24 protein-coding genes and 1 pseudogene are annotated in these 24066 nt (G+C 59.0%); 16 read left to right on the top strand and 9 right to left on the bottom strand.

What is annotated here, in order from left to right:
- Window positions 1-159: 159 nt before the first annotated feature.
- From FCH38_RS02705 to FCH38_RS02740, 8 genes are all read left to right on the top strand, one after another.
- Window positions 160-1431, top strand: a complete 1272-nt coding sequence (locus tag FCH38_RS02705; protein ID WP_149897892.1) for an MFS transporter — start codon at window positions 160-162, stop codon at window positions 1429-1431.
- An 82-nt stretch (window positions 1432-1513) separates the two neighbouring features.
- Window positions 1514-2680, top strand: coding sequence for a ribonuclease D (gene rnd / locus FCH38_RS02710; RefSeq protein WP_174372757.1), 1167 nt, complete (start codon window positions 1514-1516; stop codon window positions 2678-2680).
- Between the two features lie 77 nt (window positions 2681-2757).
- Window positions 2758-3372 carry a hypothetical protein gene (locus FCH38_RS02715; protein ID WP_174372758.1) on the top strand — a complete coding sequence of 205 codons (615 nt, stop codon included), beginning with the start codon at window positions 2758-2760 and terminating at the stop codon, window positions 3370-3372.
- A gap of 205 nt (window positions 3373-3577) precedes the next feature.
- The gene (locus FCH38_RS02720) at window positions 3578-4606 is read left to right on the top strand and encodes an adenylate/guanylate cyclase domain-containing protein (RefSeq protein ID WP_149897894.1); all 1029 of its coding nucleotides are present in this window, start codon (window positions 3578-3580) and stop codon (window positions 4604-4606) included.
- A gap of 152 nt (window positions 4607-4758) precedes the next feature.
- A complete protein-coding gene (locus FCH38_RS02725; protein ID WP_153513529.1) occupies window positions 4759-6117 on the top strand; it encodes an esterase-like activity of phytase family protein in 1359 nt (452 codons plus the stop codon).
- Between the two features lie 160 nt (window positions 6118-6277).
- Entirely contained in the window at window positions 6278-6625 is a 348-nt protein-coding gene (locus tag FCH38_RS02730) for a YunG family protein (RefSeq protein WP_149897896.1), read from the top strand.
- 103 nt (window positions 6626-6728) lie between these two features.
- Window positions 6729-7076 (top strand): hypothetical protein, encoded by a 348-nt coding sequence (locus tag FCH38_RS02735; RefSeq protein ID WP_149897897.1) that lies wholly within the window; start codon window positions 6729-6731, stop codon window positions 7074-7076.
- A 173-nt stretch (window positions 7077-7249) separates the two neighbouring features.
- Entirely contained in the window at window positions 7250-7882 is a 633-nt protein-coding gene (locus tag FCH38_RS02740; protein ID WP_174372759.1) for a DapH/DapD/GlmU-related protein, read from the top strand.
- 61 nt (window positions 7883-7943) lie between these two features.
- Here the strand turns inward: FCH38_RS02740 and FCH38_RS02745 are convergent, their stop codons facing one another.
- From FCH38_RS02745 to FCH38_RS02765, 5 genes are all read right to left on the bottom strand, one after another.
- Window positions 7944-8144: a hypothetical protein gene (locus tag FCH38_RS02745; protein WP_174372760.1), complete on the bottom strand. Its 201-nt coding sequence runs from the start codon at window positions 8142-8144 to the stop codon at window positions 7944-7946.
- 64 nt (window positions 8145-8208) lie between these two features.
- Window positions 8209-9732: an exopolyphosphatase gene (gene ppx / locus FCH38_RS02750; RefSeq protein ID WP_149897900.1), complete on the bottom strand. Its 1524-nt coding sequence runs from the start codon at window positions 9730-9732 to the stop codon at window positions 8209-8211.
- Window positions 9729-11975, bottom strand: a complete 2247-nt coding sequence (locus FCH38_RS02755; RefSeq protein WP_246670521.1) for an RNA degradosome polyphosphate kinase — start codon at window positions 11973-11975, stop codon at window positions 9729-9731. Before FCH38_RS02755 ends, ppx begins: the two co-directional genes overlap by 4 nt.
- Window positions 11976-12028: 53 nt before the next feature.
- Entirely contained in the window at window positions 12029-12757 is a 729-nt protein-coding gene (gene hdaA / locus FCH38_RS02760; protein WP_174372761.1) for a DnaA regulatory inactivator HdaA, read from the bottom strand.
- A gap of 2 nt (window positions 12758-12759) precedes the next feature.
- On the bottom strand, window positions 12760-13917 hold the full coding sequence (locus FCH38_RS02765; protein WP_149897903.1) for an AI-2E family transporter: 1158 nt from the start codon (window positions 13915-13917) through the stop codon (window positions 12760-12762).
- A 275-nt stretch (window positions 13918-14192) separates the two neighbouring features.
- Here FCH38_RS02765 and FCH38_RS23435 point away from each other — a divergent pair.
- From FCH38_RS23435 to FCH38_RS02795, 7 genes and pseudogenes are all read left to right on the top strand, one after another.
- A pseudogene (locus FCH38_RS23435) lies at window positions 14193-14642 on the top strand (class I SAM-dependent DNA methyltransferase); the annotation flags it as partial.
- Window positions 14643-14709: 67 nt separating this feature from the next.
- On the top strand, window positions 14710-14988 hold the full coding sequence (locus FCH38_RS23440) for a hypothetical protein (RefSeq protein WP_236776566.1): 279 nt from the start codon (window positions 14710-14712) through the stop codon (window positions 14986-14988).
- Between the two features lie 123 nt (window positions 14989-15111).
- Window positions 15112-16185 (top strand): phosphoribosylformylglycinamidine cyclo-ligase, encoded by a 1074-nt coding sequence (purM, locus tag FCH38_RS02775; protein WP_149897905.1) that lies wholly within the window; start codon window positions 15112-15114, stop codon window positions 16183-16185.
- Window positions 16182-16856: a phosphoribosylglycinamide formyltransferase gene (purN, locus tag FCH38_RS02780; protein ID WP_174372762.1), complete on the top strand. Its 675-nt coding sequence runs from the start codon at window positions 16182-16184 to the stop codon at window positions 16854-16856. The genes purM and purN overlap by 4 nt, the downstream gene beginning before the upstream one ends.
- A 133-nt stretch (window positions 16857-16989) precedes the next feature.
- Window positions 16990-17925 (top strand): omptin family outer membrane protease, encoded by a 936-nt coding sequence (locus FCH38_RS02785; protein WP_174372763.1) that lies wholly within the window; start codon window positions 16990-16992, stop codon window positions 17923-17925.
- Between the two features lie 107 nt (window positions 17926-18032).
- A complete protein-coding gene (locus tag FCH38_RS02790) occupies window positions 18033-18272 on the top strand; it encodes a type II toxin-antitoxin system Phd/YefM family antitoxin (protein ID WP_174372764.1) in 240 nt (79 codons plus the stop codon).
- Window positions 18272-18670, top strand: a complete 399-nt coding sequence (locus FCH38_RS02795) for a PIN domain-containing protein (RefSeq protein WP_174372765.1) — start codon at window positions 18272-18274, stop codon at window positions 18668-18670. Before FCH38_RS02790 ends, FCH38_RS02795 begins: the two co-directional genes overlap by 1 nt.
- Before the next feature lie 6 nt (window positions 18671-18676).
- Here the strand turns inward: FCH38_RS02795 and FCH38_RS02800 are convergent, their stop codons facing one another.
- From FCH38_RS02800 to FCH38_RS02810, 3 genes are read right to left on the bottom strand one after another with little or no spacing between them, the layout of a single operon-like run.
- Window positions 18677-19288, bottom strand: coding sequence for an NUDIX domain-containing protein (locus tag FCH38_RS02800; RefSeq protein WP_174372766.1), 612 nt, complete (start codon window positions 19286-19288; stop codon window positions 18677-18679).
- 22 nt (window positions 19289-19310) lie between these two features.
- Window positions 19311-19907 carry an NUDIX domain-containing protein gene (locus FCH38_RS02805; RefSeq protein WP_149897911.1) on the bottom strand — a complete coding sequence of 199 codons (597 nt, stop codon included), beginning with the start codon at window positions 19905-19907 and terminating at the stop codon, window positions 19311-19313.
- Window positions 19908-19918: 11 nt separating this feature from the next.
- Window positions 19919-22123 carry a molybdopterin-containing oxidoreductase family protein gene (locus FCH38_RS02810; protein ID WP_174373121.1) on the bottom strand — a complete coding sequence of 735 codons (2205 nt, stop codon included), beginning with the start codon at window positions 22121-22123 and terminating at the stop codon, window positions 19919-19921.
- Window positions 22124-22152: 29 nt separating this feature from the next.
- Between FCH38_RS02810 and FCH38_RS02815 the strand changes: the two genes are divergently transcribed.
- The gene (locus FCH38_RS02815; protein WP_149897912.1) at window positions 22153-23016 is read left to right on the top strand and encodes a 23S rRNA (adenine(2030)-N(6))-methyltransferase RlmJ; all 864 of its coding nucleotides are present in this window, start codon (window positions 22153-22155) and stop codon (window positions 23014-23016) included.
- Between the two features lie 3 nt (window positions 23017-23019).
- Here the strand turns inward: FCH38_RS02815 and FCH38_RS02820 are convergent, their stop codons facing one another.
- The gene (locus tag FCH38_RS02820; RefSeq protein WP_149897913.1) at window positions 23020-23967 is read right to left on the bottom strand and encodes a lysylphosphatidylglycerol synthase domain-containing protein; all 948 of its coding nucleotides are present in this window, start codon (window positions 23965-23967) and stop codon (window positions 23020-23022) included.
- Window positions 23968-24066: the final 99 nt, after the last annotated feature.

The raw sequence follows: 24066 nt of genomic DNA on the forward strand, positions 1-24066 counted from the left end.
GTGGGCCAGATCAGCCACACTGTCGAATTTGGCCGGAAAAACGCATGACCAGCCTGATTTGTCAAGGCAAAGCGCAAGATTGTCGCCTCCTGACTGTCCTTTCCCCCGGCTTGGCTTTAGATAGTGCTTATTCAGCCCGCCAAACCGAGTCGGCCCGCAATGAGCCAGATCAGACCCCTTATCCCGCTTCTCGTCACCGCCGGCATTCTGATCGGCGGCAACGGCCTGCAGGGAACCTATATCGCGCTGCGCGGCCTTTCCGAAGGGTTCTCGGCCAGCACCATCGGCCTCATCAGCGCCGCCTACAGCATCGGCTTTGCGCTCGGCTGTATTTCGGTGACCCGCCTGCTGCGCAAGATCGGCCATATCCGTACCTTCGCCACCATGGCGGCCGTGGCGTCGGCCGCGTCGATCGCCATGCCGCTCATCATCCATCCCGTGTTCTGGATGTTGATGCGTTTTGTCATCGGCATTGCGGTCGCCTGTCTTTTCGCCGCAATCGAAAGCTGGATCAATGCGCAGGTGACGAATTCCAACCGGGCGCGCACGCTGTCGATCTATCGTTTCGTCGATCTCGGCTCTGTCACGCTTGCCCAATATATCATCCCGGTCGTGGGGATAGCGGGGCCGGTGGTGTTTTCGCTGATCGCCATGGCGCTCTCGCTGTCCCTGGTGCCGATCTCGCTTGCCGACAAATCCAACCCCGCGCCGCCGAAACAGATACCGTTCAATCTTTTCGCCGTCTGGCGCATCTCGCCGCTTGCCGTTGTCGGCTGCGTCGCCGTCGGCCTCAGCATGGCGGCGTTCCGTAATATCGGCCCAATCTATGCCGAGCAGATCGGCCTTTCGGTGACGGCCATCGCCACCTTCATGAGCGCCGGCATCATCGGCGGTGTGGTGCTACAATATCCGCTCGGCGTTTATTCCGACCGTTACGATCGGCGCATCATCATTCTCGCCACCACTGCCGGCTCTGTCATCGTCGGCCTGTTTCTCGCCTTCTTCGCCGGCACCGACGAGTGGAGCAACATCATCGGCGTCTTCGTTTTCGGCGCATTCGCCCTGCCGCTCTATTCACTGAGTTCAGCGCACGGCAACGACCATGCCAAGGAAGGCGAACATGCGATGGTGTCTGCCGGATTGCTGTTCTTCTGGTCGGTGGGCGCGACCGTCGGGCCGCTGCTCGCTTCCGTTCTGATCGACCAGTTCGGGCCGAAGGCGCTGTTCAGCTATACGGCGGCGATCCAGATCGTTTTCATCGCCTATACCATATACAGGCTGCGGGTGCGCGAGGGTGTGCCCGTGGAGGACAGAAACTGGCGGTTCCGTTCGCTTTTGCGCACATCCGCATATTTTCAGAAGCTCGCCGCCCCGCCACCGCCCAAAAACGACGGGCCGGGGCCTGATCAACCCGAGAAAAACGATCCTTGAGCCTTCAAAGGCGGGCTTTGTATTGACATGCGCCCGGCAAAGGGAAAGTAAGACGGATAATTTTCACGAGTGGCCATTTGCAATGATTGAAACGACTGCCGCCCTCGCCGAAGCCTGCACGGAACTGGCGAAATCGGAATTCATCACCATCGACACCGAGTTCCTGCGGGAAACGACCTTCTGGCCGGAACTCTGCCTCGTGCAGATGGCAAGCCCGACACTTGAAGTGCTGGTGGACCCGCTCGCCAAGGGCATCGACCTTCAGCCGCTTTTCGAGCTGATGGCCAATCCAAATGTCGTGAAGGTTTTCCACGCCGCGCGGCAGGATATCGAAATCATCTACCATCTCGGCGGGCTCATTCCCCACCCGATCTTCGACACGCAGGTTGCCGCCATGGTCTGTGGTTTCGGCGATTCGATCTCCTACGACCAGCTGGTGCAGAGGATCAAGAACGTCCAGATCGACAAGTCCTCGCGTTTCACCGACTGGAGCCGCCGCCCGCTGACCGAAAAGCAGCTGGATTACGCGCTGGCCGACGTGACGCATCTGCGCGACGCCTATCTGGCGCTGAAGTCGCAGCTGGAGCGCGAAGGCCGCTCGCTATGGCTCACCGAAGAAATGGACATTCTGGAATCGCGCGACACCTACGACATGCATCCCGACGACGCGTGGCTGCGGCTGAAATCGCGCCTGCGCAAGCCGACGGAACTTGCCATCCTTAAATTCGTCGCCGCCTGGCGCGAGCGGGAGGCGCGGTCGCGCAACGTGCCGCGTTCGCGCGTGCTGAAGGACGACGCGATTTTCGAAATCGCCCAGCAGCAGCCGAAGGACACAGAGGCGCTGTCGCGGCTTCGCACCATCCCCAAGGGCTGGGAACGCTCCTCTTCCGGCACGGCCATCATCGAAACCGTGAATGCGGCTCTGGCGCTTCCGAAAGAGGAAATGCCGAAGGCGCCGCGTCACAGCCATGCGCCGGAAGGCTCCGGTGCTGCCGTGGAACTGCTGAAGGTTCTTCTGAAGCTGACGGCGGACAAGCATGGCGTCGCGGCCAAGGTCATCGCCAACAGCGAAGATCTGGACAAGATCGCCTCCGAGGGCGAGGAAGCCACCGTTGCGGCGCTGACCGGCTGGCGGCGCGACCTTTTCGGCGATGTGGCGCTGAAACTCATCAATGGTGAAGTTGCCCTGCGTTTCGCCGGCAAGAAGGTCGAAGCGGTTGAGGTTAAGGTTGAGGTGAGCGGGGAGTAATCCCCCGCTTTTCACCCCAATTTTGCCCGCATCGCGTTCCATCTCTGTGCACATCGTTGCGCTTTGAGGGTCTTGTCATGAAACCTGCCCGCACCCTGCTGCTGGCCGCCCTTCTGGCGGTCTCAGGTCTTCTCCCCGTCCCTGCCCCTTTTCCCGTGCGCGCCGATGACGGCAAGGTCGATCTTCAGGGCGAATGGACGACCGACTGCCTGAAGATCGGCAAGAACGACCGGCACGGTATCGTGACCCGCATCACCATTCGCGGCGGCAGCATGCACGCCGTCTCTCAGATCTATGCCCGCAATGGCTGCCAGCAGCCCACGGTGCAGGTGCGTTACGAAGGCACGCTCGATGGCGGGCTGAAAGACCGTAACAGCCTGCTCTTTGCCCACACCGTCACCGCGATCACCATGACCCCGAACGATACCGAGGTCGTTGCGCACTATAATGGCGACCCGAAGGGAACCGGCTGCGGTTTGAGCGGCTGGAAGGAGAATATCCCCTTCGATGTCGATGGACGGACCTGCGCGGCCATCACCTTTGCCCGCAAGGGCGAAACGCTGTTCGACCGCGCCTGGATCGACGGCAACCGGCTGCGATTCGCCGCCTTTCCGGTGAAATGGTCGAACCGCTCGTCGGATGACCGGCCGCAATCCCCGCTTGAAACGGTCTATTACAGAACATCATATTAGACGTAACGCCGCCCGAGCACCCGTTTTGCGGCAACAGGGCAACAACCTTTCCAATCCTTCATGTGACCTTGCCGAAAGGTCACTTTTTGCAGCGCATTTTCCACATTAATGTCGCATATGACCGCAACAGAAGCTTCGCCGGCGGGAGCGGCCAGTTCTTCCTTCCCAAGGCCAAGCCTTCCCTTCCCGAGACCCAAGAACCGACATGAGAAAATTGCTGCCCATTCTGGATTACGTGGTGCTCTTCGTTGCCGTGGCCGGCGCCGGGGTGGCCTACGCCTTTCTGGAATATGGCGGCGGGGCATTGATCGGCGCGACCTATGCGCTGTTTGCCTGCGCGCCCATTCTCGCTTTTGAGCGCGGTTACATCATGCCCGGCCTCTCCCGGCAGGTCAGCGCATTGCCGACACCCGTCTATATAGCCGTCGGTCTGATCATCTATGCCGTTCTCGTTTTCTGCGGCTTCGGGCTTGGTGGCACCATCCTGTGGCTGAGCGGGATATTTCCCGGCACCTGGAAACGGGCCGTGCATGCCGAGGTGCAGACGCTCGTCTTCACCCTCATCGTCTGCGGCATCATCGTTTTCATCATGCGCGTGCGCGAACTGCTCGGCCGCGACATCTTCATCGACCTCATTCTCGGGCGCTATCGCCGGCCGGTCAGCGAAGACCGCGTCTTCATCTTCATCGATCTCGTCGGCTCCACTTCCTTTGCGGAAACCAATGGCGACCTGAAGGCCCAGGAATTTCTCGGCGAAATCTTCGCAAGCTATGCCGCACCGGTCAGAAAACACGGCGGCGTCATCGATGACTATATCGGCGACGCCGCCATCATCACCTGGCCTTATCACATGGCGATCAGGCGGGCGGCCTGCGTGCGCTGCGTCTTCGATATTCTGGCGACCATCGAGGAAAAACGCGACATGTGGATTTCCCGATTCGGCGAAGTGCCGCGCCTGCGCTTCGCCATCCATGGCGGGCCGGTCATAACAGCGGAAATCGGCGTCGATCACCACAAGATCACCTATTTCGGCGATACGGTGAACACGACCTCGCGGCTCGAATCACTCAGCAAGATGCTCGGCCACCCGGTGCTGATTTCCGCCGACCTTGCCCATCAGCTGGTGCTTCCCAAGGGTGTGCGCAGCGAATATCTCGGTGAGCATGCGGTCAAGGGCCGTGGCCAAACGCTGGGTGTATGCACGCTCAGCCAATATCAGGCCCCTGCCGCCTAAGGGCAATTGGTTGGAAGAAGCCGTGCCATTCTGTTTAGATGCAGCAGCCGTAATCAAAATTCATCAAAGCTTCAAACGACGATCACCTCTCTGTCATGCGACGACCCTATCGCCTCAATCCTGTCTTCAACAGGTATCGAGGGGTCTTATCCATGAAGCACATTCTTTTCGCATCCTGCGCGGTTCTCGCGCTCGCCACTGCATCTCACGCCGCTGAGAAGGAGTTTCCGGCAAAGCTGGTCTCTCACGCCATTCTGCCGGCCAACACCATCATCGCAGCGCCTGCCGATGCGCCGGAGTATCTCAAGACCTCCGCCAAGTTCACGACGGCCGACCGCAAGCGCGCCGAGGGTCTCGGCACCGTGCCCGGCAAGGACGGCGTTCGCCCGACCGGTCTTTCGATGCCGTTCAACGGCCAGCCGATGCAGGGCTTTTCCGGCATCAAGGCCATGGCCGACGGCAGCTTCTGGAGCCTTTCCGACAACGGTTTCGGTTCCAAGCTGAATTCCAGCGACGCCATGCTGATGCTTCACCATCTGAAGTTCGACTGGGACGCCGGCAAGGTCAACGCGCTTGAAACCGTGTTCCTCTCCGACCCGGACATGAAGGCGCCGTTCCCGATCGTTCTGGAAGGCACCGCGAAGCGTTACCTGACGGGCGCCGATTTCGACGTCGAATCCATTCAGCCGGTTGCCGACGGTTTCTGGGTGGGCGAGGAATTCGGTCCTTACATCCTGAAATTCACCCGTGAAGGCAAGCTGACCGACGTCATCGCCACCAAGGCCGGCGACATCGAGGTGAAGTCTCCCGATCACCCGACTCTCGCCCTGCCCGGCAACCCGACGCAGAAAATGCCTGCCTTCAATCTGAAGCGCTCCGGCGGTTATGAGGGCATGGCGCTCTCCAAGGACGGTTCGAAGCTCTACGGTCTGCTGGAAGGCCCGCTCTACACTGCCGATGGCCAGGTCGAGAAAACCGAAGACGGTTCGACCGGCTTGCGGATCATCGAACTCGACACCGCCAAGAAAGAGTGGACCGGCCGCACCTGGCTTTATCCGCTGGCGGAAGGCGGCGAGGCGATCGGCGACTTCAACATGCTGGACGACGCGACCGCCCTCGTCATCGAGCGCGACAATGGTGCCGGCACCGCCGACAAGGCCTGCGCCGACCCGAAGGCTCCAGCTGCGGATTGTTTTGCCCGGGCTTCCAAGGTCAAGCGTATCTACAAGATCGAATTCAACGACGCCAATGTCGGCAAGGCCGCCCGCAAGATCGGCTATATCGATCTTCTGAAGATCTCCGATCCTGACAACAAGAAGCGTCAGGGCGGCGGCAACGGTTTCTACGACATGCCGTTCGTGACCATTGAAAATGTCGATCGCGTCGACGCCACGCATATCATCGTCGGCAACGACAACAACCTGCCCTTCTCGGCCGGCCGTGCGCTGGACAAGGCGGACGATAACGAATTCGTCCTGCTGGAAGTCAAGGACCTGCTCGACGCCAAGTAAGAAAAACGGTGCCGGAATTCGTTTCCGGCACCGCCCGCGCTCCGGCGCATATTCAACAGGGCGGAGCGTCCTTGCAGCCTCCAGAAAAGGCGCGGCGCTCCGCTTTTTTCTATTCATGCCTGACCCGGAACCCGGCTCCGAAACGGGAAAGACCCCCTTCATGCAGGATCATGCCGAACGACTTTATTACGCGCTGAGGAAAAGCTGGTCGGGCGAGACCAGCAGCCTGTGGTCGCGGGAAAACCCCGCCCGGGGACAGGGCAGCGTCACCGCGCTGGTAGTTCAGGATATTTTCGGCGGCGAGATCGCCAAAACGGCCGTCAGCGGCGCCGACCATTTCTACAATATCGTCGATGACATTCGCTGGGATTTCACCTTCGCCCAGTTTGATATCCCCGTCGGTTATCAGGACAGGCCCGCCACCCGCACCGAAGCGATGACAAAGATCACGCCACTACAATATGCCTATCTCAGCGCCTGCATCAGGAAGGCGCTGGGGCACGGTTAATCCACTTAAAAATGTATTGATCCCGGCTTTTCCCGCAATGCGGACACAATCCATGAGATATGATCGGGCAGCGAAACGAGGCGCGCCAAGAGGAGAAATGCCCGTGAATGACAGCTGCCCCATCCTGACACCTGCCGAACAGCAAGCTCAGGATATATTTGAACAAACAGAAGAAGCGATGATGGCTGCAATTTACGCGGCGCTTGAGCGCGCCAGCACGAAGGCCGCCGAAGAACTCCAGGCCATTGGCTCCGATATTGAGCCGCCCCCCTATGAATATTTTGTCGCTACCGCGCATCAGCAGCTCTTCCTGCGGATATGCGGAGCCGACGGAGAAACATTCGAAGGCGGGGACCCTGAAGTCGCATCCCACATCATCCGGAATGCGCAGAACATATCCGATCATTACTGGAGCAAGAGTCAGGCGAAGACGGATGAAACTCTCGACTGACGGCACATGCCTTCTGCCTGACTTCTGTCTGAAGACAGGGTTTTGCACGACACGAGTGACGCACAGAATTGATCTTTAACAGGAGCAGCCGACGCAACCGGGCTCCTCTGGAAATCTACCGTCACAAGCCCTTCATCATCTCCGGATAGGCAGGCGCAAATCCGGAGACTGAAATGGATTCGACCGCACAATTCAATCGCCCAAAGATCGCAGAAACCGTTGTCCATTCGACAGCGAGCATCAGGGATTCAGGCATCGGCAAATGCTGTGAAATTCTGGCGGATACCTCGCTGCACAATGTTGAACTCGGGGATTACTCTTATCTGGGACCCCGCTGCATGGTCGGTGATGCGACAATCGGAAAGTTCTGCGCCATTGCGGCGGAGGTCAGGATTGGTGCCCCGAACCACCCTATGGACCGGCCATCCATGCATCGCTTCAGCTATTGCCCGGAATATTACTCGACAGATGCTGTTCGCGACGACGCCTTTTTCGCTCAGCGGAAGGAAGATCGCGCCGTCATCGGTCACGATGTCTGGATTGGACACGGGGTTATTGTCTTGCCGGGTGTAAAGGTTGGAGACGGCGCCGTGCTGGCAGCCGGCGCGGTCGTCACCAAGGACGTGCCGCCCTACACCATCGTTGGCGGTGTTCCCGCGAAAGTCATTCGCGAGCGATTTTCCCGATCCATCGCGGAGCAGCTTGCCGCCATCGCGTGGTGGGACTGGCCGTTCGAGACGACCATGGCGCGGCTTGCCGATTTTCAGTCAAGCGATATCGAAGCCTTTTGCGAGCGCTGGTCCTAGCCTGCGCCGCACGCCACATCTGGCGATAGCGTTGAATTCGAAGATTCAGTTTGGCGAGATATTAAGTGATCAGATTCAAAAGCAGGGAAGGCGACGTTAGGAAGCCGCCAACAATGAGGCCGACAACTCCAAGAGCTAGCGCTCCAAGAAATCCATGATTCTCCCAACCAATCAAAGCACCCGCGGCGGTCGCTGCGACGATAATCGACACCGACCAAACGATCTTGATGCGCCGTGCGACTGTCTGCTTTTCTTCCATCATGGCAAACTTTGAATAAAAGCCTTGGTTGATCAAATAGAATACTAGAAGACCCACATCCGTTGCGCTACTCGAACACGAACGCCAGCCGCTTGCCCGTCAACTTCGCCAGCTGCTGCAAACGCCCGTCCAGACGCTCGCCGGCAAAATCGCAATAATCGTGCGGCACCACGAATTCCAGATCGAGATCGGGATTGGTGGATTTGCGGAATTTCAGGTGGTCGACAACGCCCGGCATCGAGGCCGAGAACAGATAGACGACACGCAGCAAGCCGCCGAGCAACTTGCCGAGCTCCAGCAGCCGGTCGCCCGCCATGGCGGCAAGCGGCTGGGTGGTGCCGTTGTCGTTCAATCCCTCGAAACGGTAATAATTGGCGAGCGCAATATAAGCCCGGCCCGGATGGGTGATCGCGACGAAGGAAGAGTGGGCGATGATGTTGAGCGCCTGCAGGCCGCGATAATCCGGATGGGCGCGCCAGCTAATATCGGCCAGAAGGCAGGCCGCCTGCCGATAACGGCTTTCCTCTTCCGTCTCGTCGATGCCGAAGACAGGAAAGGTACGGCCGCTCCAGTCCGCCAGTTCACGCGCATGTTCCGGTGAGCGGGCGCGCAGAATGGCAAGTTCGTCAGCCGTGACCAGCAGCGGATCGGAATCCCGCTCCGTTTCCGTCAGCAGCGAATAGAGATAACCCTCGCGCACGCCCTGCGCCGAGAAGGCGATCTTTGCCGGCTTCATCACCTTCAGAACCTCGCGCATGGCGATGGCGCCGAAGGGCAGAAGCGAACGGCGGTTCTTGGAAACTGCCTGCCAGGCCGGATCCTTGCTGTCTCTGGAGAGAATAACCTCCTCCAGAAAATTCAGCATTTCCTCCAGCGGCAATTCATAGCCCTGCATCATATGCAGCGGATAACCGGTGATCTCCATGTGCAGCTTGGCGATGTTTCGCCAGGTGCCGCCCACGGCATAAAAGGTGCGCCCCTCGCCTGCCGCCAGCAGCTTGGCGAAGGATTTGACGTGTTTTCTGGCAATGGTCACGGCTTTTTCCAGCGAGCCATCCGATTGCTCGGAAAGCCTCAGACCACCAAGCGGCAGGGTGATGCCCTCGCCGCAGCTCTTGCCTTTGATGTCGATAAGTTCGAGCGAACCACCGCCAAGATCGCCGGCGATGCCATCGGGATCGTGGAAACCGCTGATCACGCCATAGGCGGAATAGAGCGCTTCCTTTTCGCCTGACAGTACCTCGATCTCGCAACCGAGAATGGCTTCGGCCTCGCGGATGAAATCCGGGCCGTTTTCCGCTTCACGTGCCGCCGCTGTCGCCAGCACGTAAAGTTCCTGCGCCTGCGCCTGTTCGGAAAGCGCATGGAAGCGCCTTAACGCCATCAGCGCCCGGCTGATGCCTTCCTCATGCATGCGGCCCGTCAGCGCCAGTCCTTTGCCAAGGCCGCAGAGGACCTTTTCGTTGAACAGCACCGCGGGCGCGCGGGAGAGACCTTCATATACGACAAGACGAACGGAGTTCGAACCAATATCTATGACGGAAACGGGGGCAAGGCCGGTCAGCCGCCCCTGTGCTTCTGATCGAGTCATTCAGCCTGTTTCTTGCGGGAAGAAATCAACCCGGCAATCAATTTGGGCGCACTGGATTTCAAGGCTTCACCACGTCCGGAAAGGCTGGGATTGGTCATGAAATAGTGCTGCGCGTTGAACGGTTCTTCGCCTTTACGCACCTCGATGCGCCTCGACGTTCCGTCCGCAAGTATCTCGTAGCTCTGCTGGTTGTCAATGAGATTGCCCAGCATAATCTGTGAAAGAACCTGCTCGTGCACGGTGGGGTTGGTGAGCGGCACCATCGTTTCGACACGGCGATCAAGGTTGCGCGGCATCATGTCAGCCGAGCCGATATAGACCAGCGCCTTGTCGGATGGCAGGCCGAAACCGTTGCCAAAGCAGAAGATTCGGCTGTGTTCGAGGAAGCGTCCAACGATCGATTTGACGCGGATATTCTCCGACAGTCCCGTTACCTGCGGGCGCAGGCAGCAGATGCCGCGTATCACCAGATCGATTTCCACACCCGCCGCACTGGCGCGGTAAAGCGAATCGATGATTTCGGGATCAACCAGCGAATTCATCTTCATCCAGATCGCCGCCGGCGCACCGCGCTTGGCATGCTCGATCTCTTCATTGATGTGCTTCACGATGCGCGAGCGCAGCGTATAGGGCGAAATCGCCACCTTCATGCCCTCTTCCGGCTCACCGTAACCGGTGATGAAGTTGAAGATATTCGCCATGTCGTGGGCGATCTTCGGGTTGCAGGTGAAGAAGGAAAGGTCAGTGTAAATCTTGGCCGTGATCGGGTGATAGTTACCGGTGCCCAGGTGGCAATAGGTTCTGAGCTTGCCGTCTTCGCGGCGCACCACCATCGACATCTTCGCATGGGTTTTCAGTTCGATGAAACCGAACACCACCTGCACGCCGGCCCGCTCCAGATCGCGCGCCCAGCGGATATTGGCCTCTTCGTCGAAGCGCGCCTTCAATTCCACCAGGGCGGTGACGGATTTGCCGGCTTCCGCCGCATCGATCAGCGCACGGACGATCGGGCTGTCATTGGAGGTACGGTAAAGCGTCTGCTTGATGGCGAGAACGTCAGGGTCACGCGCCGCCTGCAGCAGGAACTGCACGACCACGTCGAAGCTTTCATAGGGGTGGTGAACCACCATGTCCTTTTCGCGGATGGCGGCAAGGCAATCGCCGGCATGTTCACGCACACGCTCGGGAAACCGGGCGTTGTAAGGCTCGAATTTCAGGTCGTCGCGCGGCGCGCGCACGATTTCCGAAATGGTGTTGAGCGCCAGAAGGCCGGGCAGAACGGCGACGCGATTGTCCGGCACGCCAAGCTCGTGCACCACGAACTGGCGCAGTGACTGCGGCATTTCGCTGTCGGTCTCGATGCGGATGACGGAACCGCGACGGCGGCGCTTCAGCGCGCTTTCGAAGAAACGGACCAGATCTTCCGCCTCTTCCTCCACCTCGATATCGCTGTCGCGGATGATGCGGAAGGTGCCGAAGCCGCGGACGGTATAACCGGGATAAAGCCGGTGGATGAACAGGCCGACCACATCTTCAAGTGTGATGTAACGAATGGCGTTCTTGTCATCCGGCAGGCGCACGAAGCGGTCTAGTGCGGGCGGCAGGCGCAGCAGCGCAGTCATCGGCTCGCGGCCGTTGACGCTGTCGAGCTGCAGGCCCATTGAGAAGCCGAGATTGGGGATGAAGGGGAACGGGTGCGCCGGGTCGATCGACAGCGGCGTCAGCACCGGGAAAATACGTTCTTCGAATTCGGTGCCCAGCCAGGTCCGGTCGGCATCGGAAAGTGCGGCAGGCCGCACAACGAAGATTTCTTCCTTGGCGAGATATTGCTGCAGAACGGCGAGCGAGGCCTGCTGTTCCATCTGCAGATTGTCGATTTCCTTCAGAATATCTTCCAGCTGCTCGGCGGGCGTCTTGCCATCCGGCGTCCGGACGGTGATCTTCTGGCGAACCTGGCCTTCGAGGCCGGCAACGCGGACCATGAAGAATTCATCGAGGTTGGCGGCCGAGATGGAAAGGAAACGCAGCCGCTCCAAAAGCGGATGATCCGTATTCAACGTCTCTTCGAGAACACGGCGATTGAACTGGAGCCACGAGAATTCACGGTTGATGAAACGGGCGGGGCTGTCCCAGAGGTTCTCGCCCTCGGTCACCGGCTGAACCTTGTCGAAGTTGTCCTGCGCTACTGCGTCCATGCCCTGTTCCATCCCCTGACCTGTTTCCGTCCCGTGATCCTGTTGCATCGCGTGATCGTCCTTCTTGCCCGTATAACAGTTTGACGACGGAACTGTGACAGTCAATCGACGTCCAGCCCGTTGCCCGCCGCTGCGCTGTCCATCGAATTCAGGACTTCCGCCGCCAGCGGGCGGGTTATTCTCGTTCCGCGCGCCAGCGCCAGCCTGTCGATGCGGTCCACAATCGTCTGCGCCGTATCGAGCGAGCGCTCCATTCTATTGACGATGTAACCTATGAGTTTGTCATCCATGTAAAGCTGCCGGTCGGCGAAGAGTTTTACCAGCACCTGCGCCAGCAGCCCCTCGTCCGGCTCGCCCGTCTCCACCACCGTCACGGCCTTCAGGCGCGAACGCAGATCCGGCAGCGTCACCGGCCATGCCGCCGGCCACTGCCGGCTTGTCATCAAAAGCGTCGTGCCGTGCTGGCGCACGCTGTTGATGACATGGAAGAGTTCAGTATCGTCAAAACCACGCCGGTCGGCATCCTCGAAAAGAACAGGTCCGCTCTCGGCCGCGCGGGCAGCATCGCCGCCGGCCTGCGGGTGGATATCCCGCGCCCCGGCGATGTTTTTCCAGATATTGGCGAGATGCGATTTTCCCGAGCCGGGCGGCCCGGCCAGCACGACGACCGGTGCGCGCCAGTTCGGCCATTCATCGACAAGGCTGACGGCGGCCGCAAGCGACGCGGACAAGAGGAGATCGTCCCTGCCGGAGGCGGCCTGGTGTGAGAATGCGAGCGGCAGCTGCTCGGCCTTCGACCGGGCGTTGTCGGTTTTGATTGGGTCAGTCATCGTCAGCCCTGACCATCCACCTTGGCGGAGGACGTTTCCTTTTCTTCCAGGGTAGAATTGGCATCCCAGGGAAGGTTGGCAGCGTGTCCGTGGTAAAGATCGCTTTCAAGATACCGCGACAATGCAAAGCGGACAAGCACACCAACGGCGGCCGCCGCCGGAACTGCGACCAGAAGGCCGACGAAGCCGAACAGTGCGCCGAAGGCGAACAGGGCGAACATCAGCCACACCGGATGCAGACCGACGCTTTTGCCGACAAGTTTCGGCTGTAGAATATTGCCTTCGATGAACTGGCCGGAAAAGAACACGGCGAGTGTCAGAAACACATAGATGTAATCCGGCCAGAACTGCACGATGGCGACACCAACGGCAAGGATGAGGCCGACCATGGAACCGATATAGGGAATGAAGCTGATGAGGCCGGAGAAAAGGCCGATCAGCAGGCCGAAATTCAAGCCCACCAGCGACAGGCCAACGGCGTAATAAACGCCAAGAATGATGCAGAGCGACCCCTGCCCGCGCACGAAACCGGCAATCGTCTTGTCCATGTCGCGAGCGATCTGGCGCACGGTATGCACGTAGTCGCGCGGTATCCAGCTGTCGACCTTGTCGATCATCCGGTCCCAGTCCAGCAGCAGGTAAAAGGCGACGACGGGGGTGACGACCAGCAGCGACACGACATCGACCAGCGATTTGCCGGAATTCCAGATCTGCGTCAGTAGCGTGCCGATGAAACCGGCGCCTTCGGCCAGGAGCTTGGAGAAATTCTCCTTCACGGATTCGATCTGGTTGCTGACCCAGTCAGGCAAAAGGTTGGTATCGGCGCCGGCAATCAGCTGCTGCAAGGACGAGATATATTGCGGGATGCGGGTGATGAATTCCGAGGCCTGGGCGGCAATCAGCGGAATGATGATGATGAGCGACAGCGCGAAGATCAGCACGAAAGAAACGAGGATGACGACGGTCGCCATCAGCCGGTTGAGACCGCGACGCTCCAGCCAGTCGGCAACCGGGTCCAGAAAATAGGCAAGCGCCATGCCCGCCACGAAAGGCAGCAGAATGGAGCTGAAAACCATCAGGAAAAGGACAAAGACGGCAAGCACGCCAATCCAGAAAAACACCTGCCGGCGCAGGTTCATACCGCTCACATGGGGTTGCATTCATTCATCCTCTTGTCGCCGTGCCGTCACCGCCCAGGATGGAGATAGGATGCGCATATGCACATGGTCAAGACCGATGCGGCTGCGCTGAGGCCGCGGGAACCCGCGCGCTTGGCCATCTTTTTCCCACACAAGCTCCTCCGGCCGGCAAAATCCCGTCTTTCCGGGGTGTCGGGCCGCAACGGCAGGTTGACCGGCAGGCAATATTAGACAAATATCAAATAATAATCGGGCAAGCCCGCAACTCTCTGTCATGCCCGAGGGCCGGAGGCACGATGCAAGGCAGCAGTGAAAATGGCATCGCGGAACACAATGCCGGTCTTTTCGATCACCCCGATATTGCCGCGTGGTACGACAACCAGCAGCTTTACCCGGCCGAACGCATCATTCTCGACCAGTTTCGCCATGCCTATGCCGGCAAACGGCTGCTTGATCTCGGGGTCGGCACCGGCCGGACGACGAAACCGCTTCTGCCGCTGGTGGGCGATTATATCGGCATAGACCGTTCGCAACCCATGCTCGCGCTGGCGCGGCGCAATTTTCCGACCGCCACCTTTCTTGACATGGATGTGCGTGCGATCGGCCAATTCGGTGCGGAGCGTTTCGACTGCGTGCTCGGCGCACTCGCGATTTTAAGCGCCTTCGGCCATGAGGACCGGCTTGCCATCATCCATGCCATCAGCGGCATTCTCGCGCCCGGCGGTTATTTCATTTTTTCGTTTCATAACCGGCAATGGAAGCGGGCCGGCGGCATGCCGTTGCACCGGCGATCCTGGCATCCGCGGGACATGGGTGAATTCCCTGCATCCGCAAAGCTGGATCAACTATCTGCGGCTGCAACCCGCCACCCGGCAGACGCCGGAATATGCCATTCTGGTGGATCAGGCGCATCGCTGGAGCGGCCTCTTTTATTTCATCGACCTTGCCGCCCAAACCCGCCAGCTGGAAGCGGCGGGCTTCGAAGTTGTTGCCCGTTACGGTGAGAACGGCCGGGCGATCGAGGAAACCTCCGATACGTCCAATGACGGCCTGCTCAATCTCGTCTGTCGCGTTGGTTCGCCGGCATCGTGAGCGTCTCGCGTCGCAAGCCCTGCCAAAGCCGTTAAAAACCGGAGCTTTTGCCACTCAAACCCTTGCATCAGGCCCCGTCCCGTGCGAATGGCGACGCCAAAGGAACCAGCGGAGACGAGAGCCATGAGCCAGTCGGGCAAGAACGGTCTTACCTATAGTGACGCAGGTGTGGATATCGACGCCGGTAATCTAATGGTCGAAAAGATCAAACCGGCGGTGCGCTCGACACGGCGTCCCGGCGCGGATGGCGAAATCGGCGGCTTCGGCGGCCTGTTCGACCTCAAAGCGGCGGGTTTCACCGATCCGGTTCTGGTGGCCGCCAATGACGGTGTCGGCACCAAGCTGAAGATCGCCATCGACGCTGATTATCACGATACGGTCGGCATCGATCTCGTCGCCATGTGCGTCAACGATCTCGTTGTGCAGGGCGCCGAGCCGCTGTTCTTTCTCGATTATTTCGCGACCGGCAAGCTCGATCCGGATCAAGGTGCTGCCATCGTTTCCGGCATCGCCGCCGGTTGTCGCGAATCCGGCTGTGCGCTGATCGGTGGCGAAACCGCCGAAATGCCCGGCATGTATTCCGACGGTGATTATGATCTCGCCGGCTTTGCCGTGGGTGCGGCCGAACGCGGCCAGCTTCTGCCAGCCGGCGATATTGCCGAAGGCGATGTCATTCTCGGACTTTCCTCGTCCGGCGTTCACTCCAACGGCTTCTCGCTGGTGCGCAAGATCGTTTCGGTTTCCGGCCTTGGCTGGGATGCGCCTGCCCCCTTTGCCGAAGGCAAGAAGCTCGGGGAAGCACTGCTGACGCCGACGCGCATCTATGTGAAGCCGCTTCTGAAGGCGATCCGCGAGACCGGCGCTTTGAAGGCTCTGGCGCATATCACCGGCGGCGGCTTCCCGGAGAATATTCCGCGCGTTTTGCCCAAACATCTCGCCGCCGAGATCGATCTCGACGCGATCAAGGTTCCGGCCGTCTTCTCGTGGCTGGCAAAGACCGGCGGCGTCGAGCCCAAGGAAATGCTGCGCACTTTCAATTGCGGCGTCGGCATGATCGTGGTGGTTTCGGCTGAAAATGCCGGCAAGGTCACCGACGCGCTGACGGCGGAAGGGGAGACGGTTTTCCCGCTCGGCCGCATGGTTGCCCGTGAAGAGGGCGCACATGGCACGATCTACAAGGGCGCGCTTAACCTATGATGCGCGCCGCCTTCTCGTCCGGCCGCAAGCGTGTCGTCGTTTTCATCTCCGGCAGCGGCTCCAATATGGTGTCGCTGGCGAAAGCCTGCCAGGCGGCGGATTTTCCGGCTGAAATCGTCTGCGTGATCTCGGACACGGCTTCTGCGGGCGGGCTGGAAAAAGCCCGGGATCTCGGCATTCCTACGCTCGTCTTCGAGCGTAGGACCTATGCCAGCAAGGCCGAGCATGAAGGCGCCATTCTGGCCGCACTTGGCGAAATCGCGCCGGATATCATTTGCCTTGCCGGTTACATGCGGTTGATATCAGGGGATTTCATCGCTCCCTATGAGGGCCGCATCATCAATATCCACCCTTCCCTGTTGCCGCTTTTTCCGGGTCTCAACACCCATCAGCGCGCCATCGACAGCGGCATGAAGATTTCCGGCTGCACCGTGCATTTCGTGACCGAAGGCATGGATGAAGGTCCGACCATTGCTCAGGGCGCTGTTCCGGTCCTTTCCAACGATACGACCGAGACGCTGGCAGCGCGGCTCCTGAGCATCGAGCACCAGCTTTACCCACTCGCCCTGCAGCGGCTTGCAGAAGGCAACGTGCGGATGGAAGGCGGCAAAGCCGTCTTCACTGGCAATGAAAGTAAATCCGAGTATTCCAGTCTGATCTCCACTTTTTGATAAAGACATCACTAAAGTACAACGATACTTAAAGTGGTATTCTCCGCAAAATAAACCGATCATTTACCATAATCACCTTTAATGTCCGCAAACGGCCTCGTATTTCAGGCCCTCCGGTCATTGAGGAGCGATTATGCTATTTTCGAGATTTTCCCTGCCGCTTTCGGCACTTTTGCTGATGAGCACCAGCCTGCCGCTCGCCGCTGAACAAAGCGGCATTACCGCCTCGCTGGACGCCGGTGTTCTCAATCTTCGGGCAACGGAAACCGTTCATATCGGCGGCAGCAAGTTAAGCGAACTGGAATGGGAAACGAAAAACGCCATGGCGTTGCGCGGCTCTCTCGGACTTGAGCTTGCACCCGGCTGGCGCGTGAAAGCCGAAGGCCGTGTCGGCTTTGAAGGCGACGGCTACATGACCGACTATGACTGGATAGCGCCTTTTTCCAGAGACACGTCCAAAAACAACTGGAGCCATCGCTCCCAACACGACGATACGCGGCTTGATCACTATTTTTCGGGAAGCTTCGAGCTTAATCGCATGCTGCTGGATGATCCCCAGCAATATCTCAGCGCCGGCGTCGGTTTTCGTTATACGGATGTGCAATGGTCGGCCTATGGCGGCAGCGCCGTCTACAGCCTTTTCTCTCGAAGAGATCTGAACATCAGGTTCAAGGACGGTGAGAAGGGTATTACCTACCGCCAGCAAATCCCCGTCTTCTACGGCAACCTGACCGGTGGCCAGAGATTCGGCAACTGGTCGCTCAATGCCGGCCTGGAGGGCGGCGCGATGGTTTTTGCCAAGGCGACGGATGATCACTGGATGCGCGATATGCGCTTTACCGACAAATTCGACGTTGCTGGCATGTTCGGGGTGAAGGCAGGTGTTGCCTATGACCTGACCCAGAATGCTTCAATCTATATAGATGGCGCCTATGAATATACCAGTCTGGGGCGCGGAGACACGCATTATAGCGGCGCAGGCGCCGGAAACCTAACATCGGAAAAGAATGCCGGCGGTGGCGATCTGCAGTCGATTTTCGTAGGCGCTGGTATCAAGGGCCGGTTCTGACATGAACAGGCCTTAGCCGCGGAGAGCATCGCCGCCCTTCTTGGCCAAGCGCTTAACCAAGCAGAAGACGACCTATTATCGTCCAATATGAATAAGGGTATCGCTCCATGACGATCACGATCAAAGTCGGCGAAGCCAAAACTCATCTTTCGGAGCTTCTTGCCAGGGTTGAGGCAGGAGAAGAGGTGATTATCGCGCGCGGGAACGAAGCTGTGGCTCGCCTCGTAAAAGCCAACGACCCTCAGTCCCGCCAGCAACTCATCACTGCGATACGGACAGAGCGGTCACAGCGAAAAAAGACGACGGTGGACGAGATCAAAGTGTGGAAAGAGGAAGGTCGCAAATAGTGGCCTTCGTGGTTGACGCTTCGGTTGTCGCGGCTTGGTTCCTGCCTGACGAAAATGGCATGGTTGCCGACGAGGCATTGGCACGACTGGAAACGCAGGACGCTTTCGCGCCGGATCTTCTGTCTCACGAGTTGCGCAACATCCTGCTTTCGGCCGAACGTCGAAAACGTATTTCCCCGGACGAGATATTTGTAATTGTGCTGCGTTTTGCGAGCCTTCCGCTCACATTGTCCTCAAGCGTCGATCATGTATCAATCATCCGCCTGGCACAAAAACATTCACTTTCCGCCTGCGATGCAGCCTATCTGTCGCTTGCAATTTCGCACAAGGTACCTCTTGCAACACATGACAAGAAGCTTGCGGCAGCCGCAAAGCTGGAAAACGTCTCTTTCGTGTAAGCGTAGTCAGAGCTGCGTGCGGTTCAACATCGCCCACTGCAAAAGAATAATCGTCTTGGAATCGGTAATTTCGCCCGACGCGATCATCGCGAAGGCTTCGTCGAGACCGTAAGTCAGAACCTCGATATCCTCGCCTTCGCTTTCCAGCCCGCCGCCGTTGCCGGCCTGCACGTCGAGATCGATGCGCGCGACGAAGAGGCTGACCTTTTCCGTCAATGTTCCGGGGCTGGCATACATGTCGAAGAGATAATCGACCTTCTCGACCGCGTAGCCGGATTCTTCCATCGCCTCGCGGCGAATGGCGTCGGCCGCATTGTCGTCATCGAGAAGGCCTGCCGGCACTTCGATCATGAAACTTGGATCACCGTTTACGAAGGCGGCGGGGCGAAACTGGCGCACCATCACCACGCTGTCGCGCTTTTTATCGTAAAGCAGAATGGCCGCGGCGCTGCCGTGGTCGTGCACTTCGCGGACGATGCGGATCGTTTTGCCATCCGGCATGCGCTGATCGAAAATAAGCTTCTGCATATGCACAAAGCCCTTCCAGACCGTCTCTTTTTCCACCAGCCGAATTCTGTCCGCCTCGCCGGCAGCAGCCATTTTCAATGAACGGTCCATAATCACTCCGTAGGCAATCCCATCACAGGGTGAGGGACGATTTGTTCAGGGCCGCCCATTGCAGCAGCATGATCGTCTTTCCATCGCAGATATCGCCGGTTTCTATCATCTTCATGGCATCCGCCAGTGAAAACTCCAGAACCTCGATGTCCTCGTCCTCGTGTGCGGCACCGCCGCCCTCCTCCAGCCGATCCGATGAATCGATGATGGCGGCAAAAAAGTGCAGAATTTCGGTCACGGAACCGGGCGACATGAAGGACTTGAACAGAAACCGGACATCTTTCACGACATATCCGGTTTCCTCCATCACTTCGCGGCGAATGGCCTCGGCCGGGTCATCACCATCCAGCAGGCCGGCGGGGGCTTCCAGAAGCCAGCCGTGATAGCCGTTCACGTAGGTCGGTACGCGAAACTGCCGCACCAGCACCACCGTCTCGCGGCGCGGATCGTAAAGCAGAATGGTCGCGCCATTGCCGCGATCATAGGCCTCTCGCCGGATGACTTTTGTTTCACCCTTCGAATTGGTGTAATTATAGGTGATGTTGCGGAGATGATACCAGTTCTTTGAGAGCGTCTCGTCTTTCAGAATTTCAATCTTCACATTGTCGAACTTGCTCATTCCATGTCCCGTCAGTCTTTGCGCAGCCAAACCTTGTTGTCATGGAAAGCCGCGCCGCCATAGGGGGCAACGGCATCGGCGCCGGTGAGAACATTGATGCCCTCGCCATCCAGGTGCGCCTTGTTGGGCCACAGCCCTTCGGCAATCAGCACGCCTGATCTGGCGCCCTCAACAATCTTTGCGTGGAGACGTACTTCGCCGCGTGCGTTGCCGACGCGGACGATGTCGCCATCGGCGATACCGTGACCGGCGGCATCCTCGGAGCAGATCATCAATTCCGGGCGGCCTTCCTTCTGCACGGAGGTTTTGGTTTCCGCGAAGGTGGAGTTCAGGAAATTGCGCGCCGGCGATGTCGCCAGTCGGAAGGGATGATCCCCGTCGGCGGTCTCGATGACATCCACCTGATCCGGGAATTTCGGAAATTCGGATACCGGCCCCATGACGCCGATATTTTTCGGCGGTTTGTTCGGAGAAGGCCCCGTTGCCCAGTCCGGGCTGAACCGGAACTTTCCGTCGCCATAACCAAAGCCCTCGAGATAATGCGCCACCTCGAAAGGCGGCTGCGCATCGATCCACTTCTCCTCCGTCAGCGTGTCGAAGTCACCCCAGCCGCTGACTTTCAGCATACGGTCGACATGATCACGGGCCGAAAGGCCGAAACCGGGCATGTGGTCGACGCCGAGACGTTTTGCCAGCTCTTCGATGACAAAGAGATTGGTGCGCACGGTTTCCGGCGGTTCGACCAGTTTGGGCCCAAGCAGAATATGGTTCTGGCCGCCGGCGCGGTAGATATCGTCATGTTCGAGGAACATGGTGGCTGGCAGCACGATATCGGCCACATCAGCCGTCTCGGTCATGAACTGCTCATGCACGGCGACGAAAAGATCGTCGCGCAGGAAACCCTGCTTTACCAGACGTTGTTCGGGCGCGACATTGACGGGATTGGTGTTCTGGATGAGCAGCGCCGTCACCGGGCCGCTGTGGCGCAGCGCATTGGCATCGCCCGTCAGCACGGGGCCGATCTGCGACTGGTCGAGCTGGCGCACATCCGGGTCGGCGTAAGAACTGCCCATCAGCTCCGCCTTGTTGAGCCGGAAAATATCGCCATTATTGTGGAACGCCCCGCCACCCTCATATTGCCAGGAGCCGAGCACGGTGGCGATCGACAGGGCGGCGTGCATGGCGACCGCGCCGTTGCGCTGGCGGGCAAAACCGTAACCCAGCCGGAAGAACGTCTTTTTCGTCGTGCCGACGAGCCTTGCGAAATCCTCGATCTCGTCGACGGAAAGACCTGTAATCTCGGACGCCCATTGCGGCGTCTTCGTCTTCAGATGCGCTTCCAATCCCGTCGGATCGTCGGCAAAGCGCACCATGTAGTCACGGTCGGCGTAACCATCGCGGAAGGCGATGTGCATGATGGCGCAGGCGAGCGCTGCATCTGTGCCGGGGCGCAGGACGATGCGCATATCCGCCTGTTTCATTGTCGGATTGTCGTAGATATCAACGACGACGATCTTTGCGCCGCGTTCCTTGCGGGCCTTGACCGCATGGGTCATGACATTGACCTGCGTGGCAACCGCATTGGTGCCCCAGATGACGACGACATCGGCCTTGCCGATCTCGCGCGGATCGGGACCACGCAGCGCACCGGTGCCCATCACGTACCCCGTCCAGGCCATGTTGGTGCAGATTGAACCGAAGAAGCCGGAGTATTTCTTGGCGTGGCGCAGCCGCTCGATGGAATCGCGCTGCACCTGCCCCATGGTTCCGGCGTAGAAATACGGCCAGATGGCCTCCGCACCATGCCGGGCTTCCGCCTTGACGAAAGCATCTGCCACCTCGTCCAGCGCGGCTTCCCAGGAAATCTCCTGCCAGTCGCCTGCGCCTTTGGCGCCCTTGCGGCGCTTCGGGGTCAGCAGACGACCGGGATGATAGATGCGCTCGGAATACCGCGCCACCTTGGCGCAGATGACGCCGGCGGTGTATGTATTGCTATTGGCGCCGCGCACCCGGCCGATGCGGCCTTCCCCATTGATATCGACCTCCAGCGCGCAGGCGCTCGGACAGTCATGCGGACAGACGGTGTGGCCGACACGGACTTCGGCCTTGTTGATGGCTTTTTCAGCGGAGATCGGGGTCGCAACGTTCATGGCTTTTGTATATTGCATCAATGATGCGGCAAAAAGGCCGAAGTGACGTCCATCAAGAATATTCATCATCACCATCGGCAAGCGAGACACATCCCATGAACTATCGCCACATCTACCACGCCGGCAATTTCGCGGATGTTCTCAAACACGCCGTCCTTGCCCGTCTCGTCCGTTACCTGCAGAACAAGGACAAGGCGTTTCGCGTGCTGGATACCCATGCCGGCATCGGCCTTTACGACCTCACCTCGGAAGAGGCGCAGAAGACCGGTGAATGGCAGACCGGTATCGGCAAGCTGATGGAGACCGCCCTGCCCGCCCCCATCGCCGAACTGCTGGAACCCTATCTCGCCGCAGTCAGGGAGCTAAATCCCGATGGCGGCATTCAATTCTATCCCGGTTCGCCAAAACTCGCGCGCATGCTGTTTCGTCCGCAGGACCGGCTTTCGGCCATGGAGCTGCATCCGGATGACAGCCGCGCTTTATCCCGTCTCTTCGAGGGGGACTACCAGGTCCGGGTGACCGAGCTGGACGGCTGGCTGTCGCTTGGCGCGCATCTGCCGCCGAAGGAAAAGCGTGGCCTTGTCCTCGTCGATCCGCCTTTCGAGCTTGAAAACGAATATCAGCGGCTGGCCGATGGGCTGAACAAGGCCTATCGGCGTTTTTCCACCGGCACCTATTGCCTGTGGTATCCGCTGAAAAAGGGCGCGCCGATCAAGGATTTCCACGAGCGGCTGCAATCCTTCGACATTCCGAAAATGCTGTGCGCTGAACTTTCCGTCAAAAGCGACCGGTTGGAGGGGTTGAGCGGTTCCGGCCTCATCATCGTCAACCCGCCCTATACCCTGAAGGACGAGTTGCACACGCTCCTGCCTTTCCTGAAAACGGTGATGGCGCAGGACCGATACGCCTCGCACCGTGCCTTCTGGCTGCGCGGCGAGGAAAAGCCGGAGGAGGACTGAGGGTTACCTCAGCCCTTCCCGCTTCTGCGCCTGGGCAAGCTGTGATCGCTCGAAGAACAGGATCACGAACAGGGCCATGATGAACGGAATGATCAGGTAGAACAGCCGAAAAACCAGCAGTGCGGCGATCACGTCTGCCGGGTTCATATCCGGCAGACCGGTGACGAAGACCAGTTCCAGCACGCCGAGCCCGCCCGGCGCATGGGAAATCAGCGCCGCCGAAAAGGAAATCAGGAAAATCCCGAGGATAATCATGAAACCGGGGTTTCCGGCCTCCGGCAAGGCGAAATAGATGATGCCCGCCGCCCCGATCAGCTCGATCGGACCGATGACCAGCTGTTGCGCCACCAGTTTCGGTGCCGGATAAGGCAGGAAAAACGAGCGTATTTTCAGCGGCTTCAGCTTCAGGAGACTACCCAGCACGTAAAGGCCGACAATAACGAGCAGCAGGATGCCTGTTGTCGTGGAGGCCTCGACGGGAAGGATGCCGGTGAAGCGTTCAGTGATATCAGGCTCGTAAAGCAGCACCAGGCCGATGAGCATGATGGTTCCGATGATGAAGGTGAAGGAGCAAAGGCCAACGAGAACGCCGACCTCGGCAGCGCTCAAGCCCTTGGACGTATAGGCGCGGTAGCGCACCACGGCGCCGGAAAACACGGAGGCGCCGACATTGTGGGAAAGCGCATAGGTGGTAAACGAGGTGAGCGTGATGAAGAACCAGTTCACCTTGCGGCCGAGATGCTGGAGCGCAATGCGGTCGTAGCCGGCAAGTGCGGCATAGGCCAGCAATGTGGCCATGCCGGAGCAAACCCAGTCTCGCACGCGGATGGCCATGAAGCTTTCCCAGAGATCATCGAGCGAAAGACCGCGCAGCTCATGATAAAGCAGCCAGGCTGAAAACCCGATCGTCGCCAGACCAACGACAGGCCAGATATATTTCTTAAATCTCATGCGGTCATGCCGCCTATTTCCTCCAGCTTCACCCCAGCCTTCTTCCGTCTTTCGGGGAAGATTCGCTGGAGTCTATTCGTTATGCGGCGAAGCTTTCAA

This window comes from Agrobacterium tumefaciens (assembly GCF_013337285.1).
GTDB lineage: Bacteria > Pseudomonadota > Alphaproteobacteria > Rhizobiales > Rhizobiaceae > Agrobacterium > Agrobacterium burrii.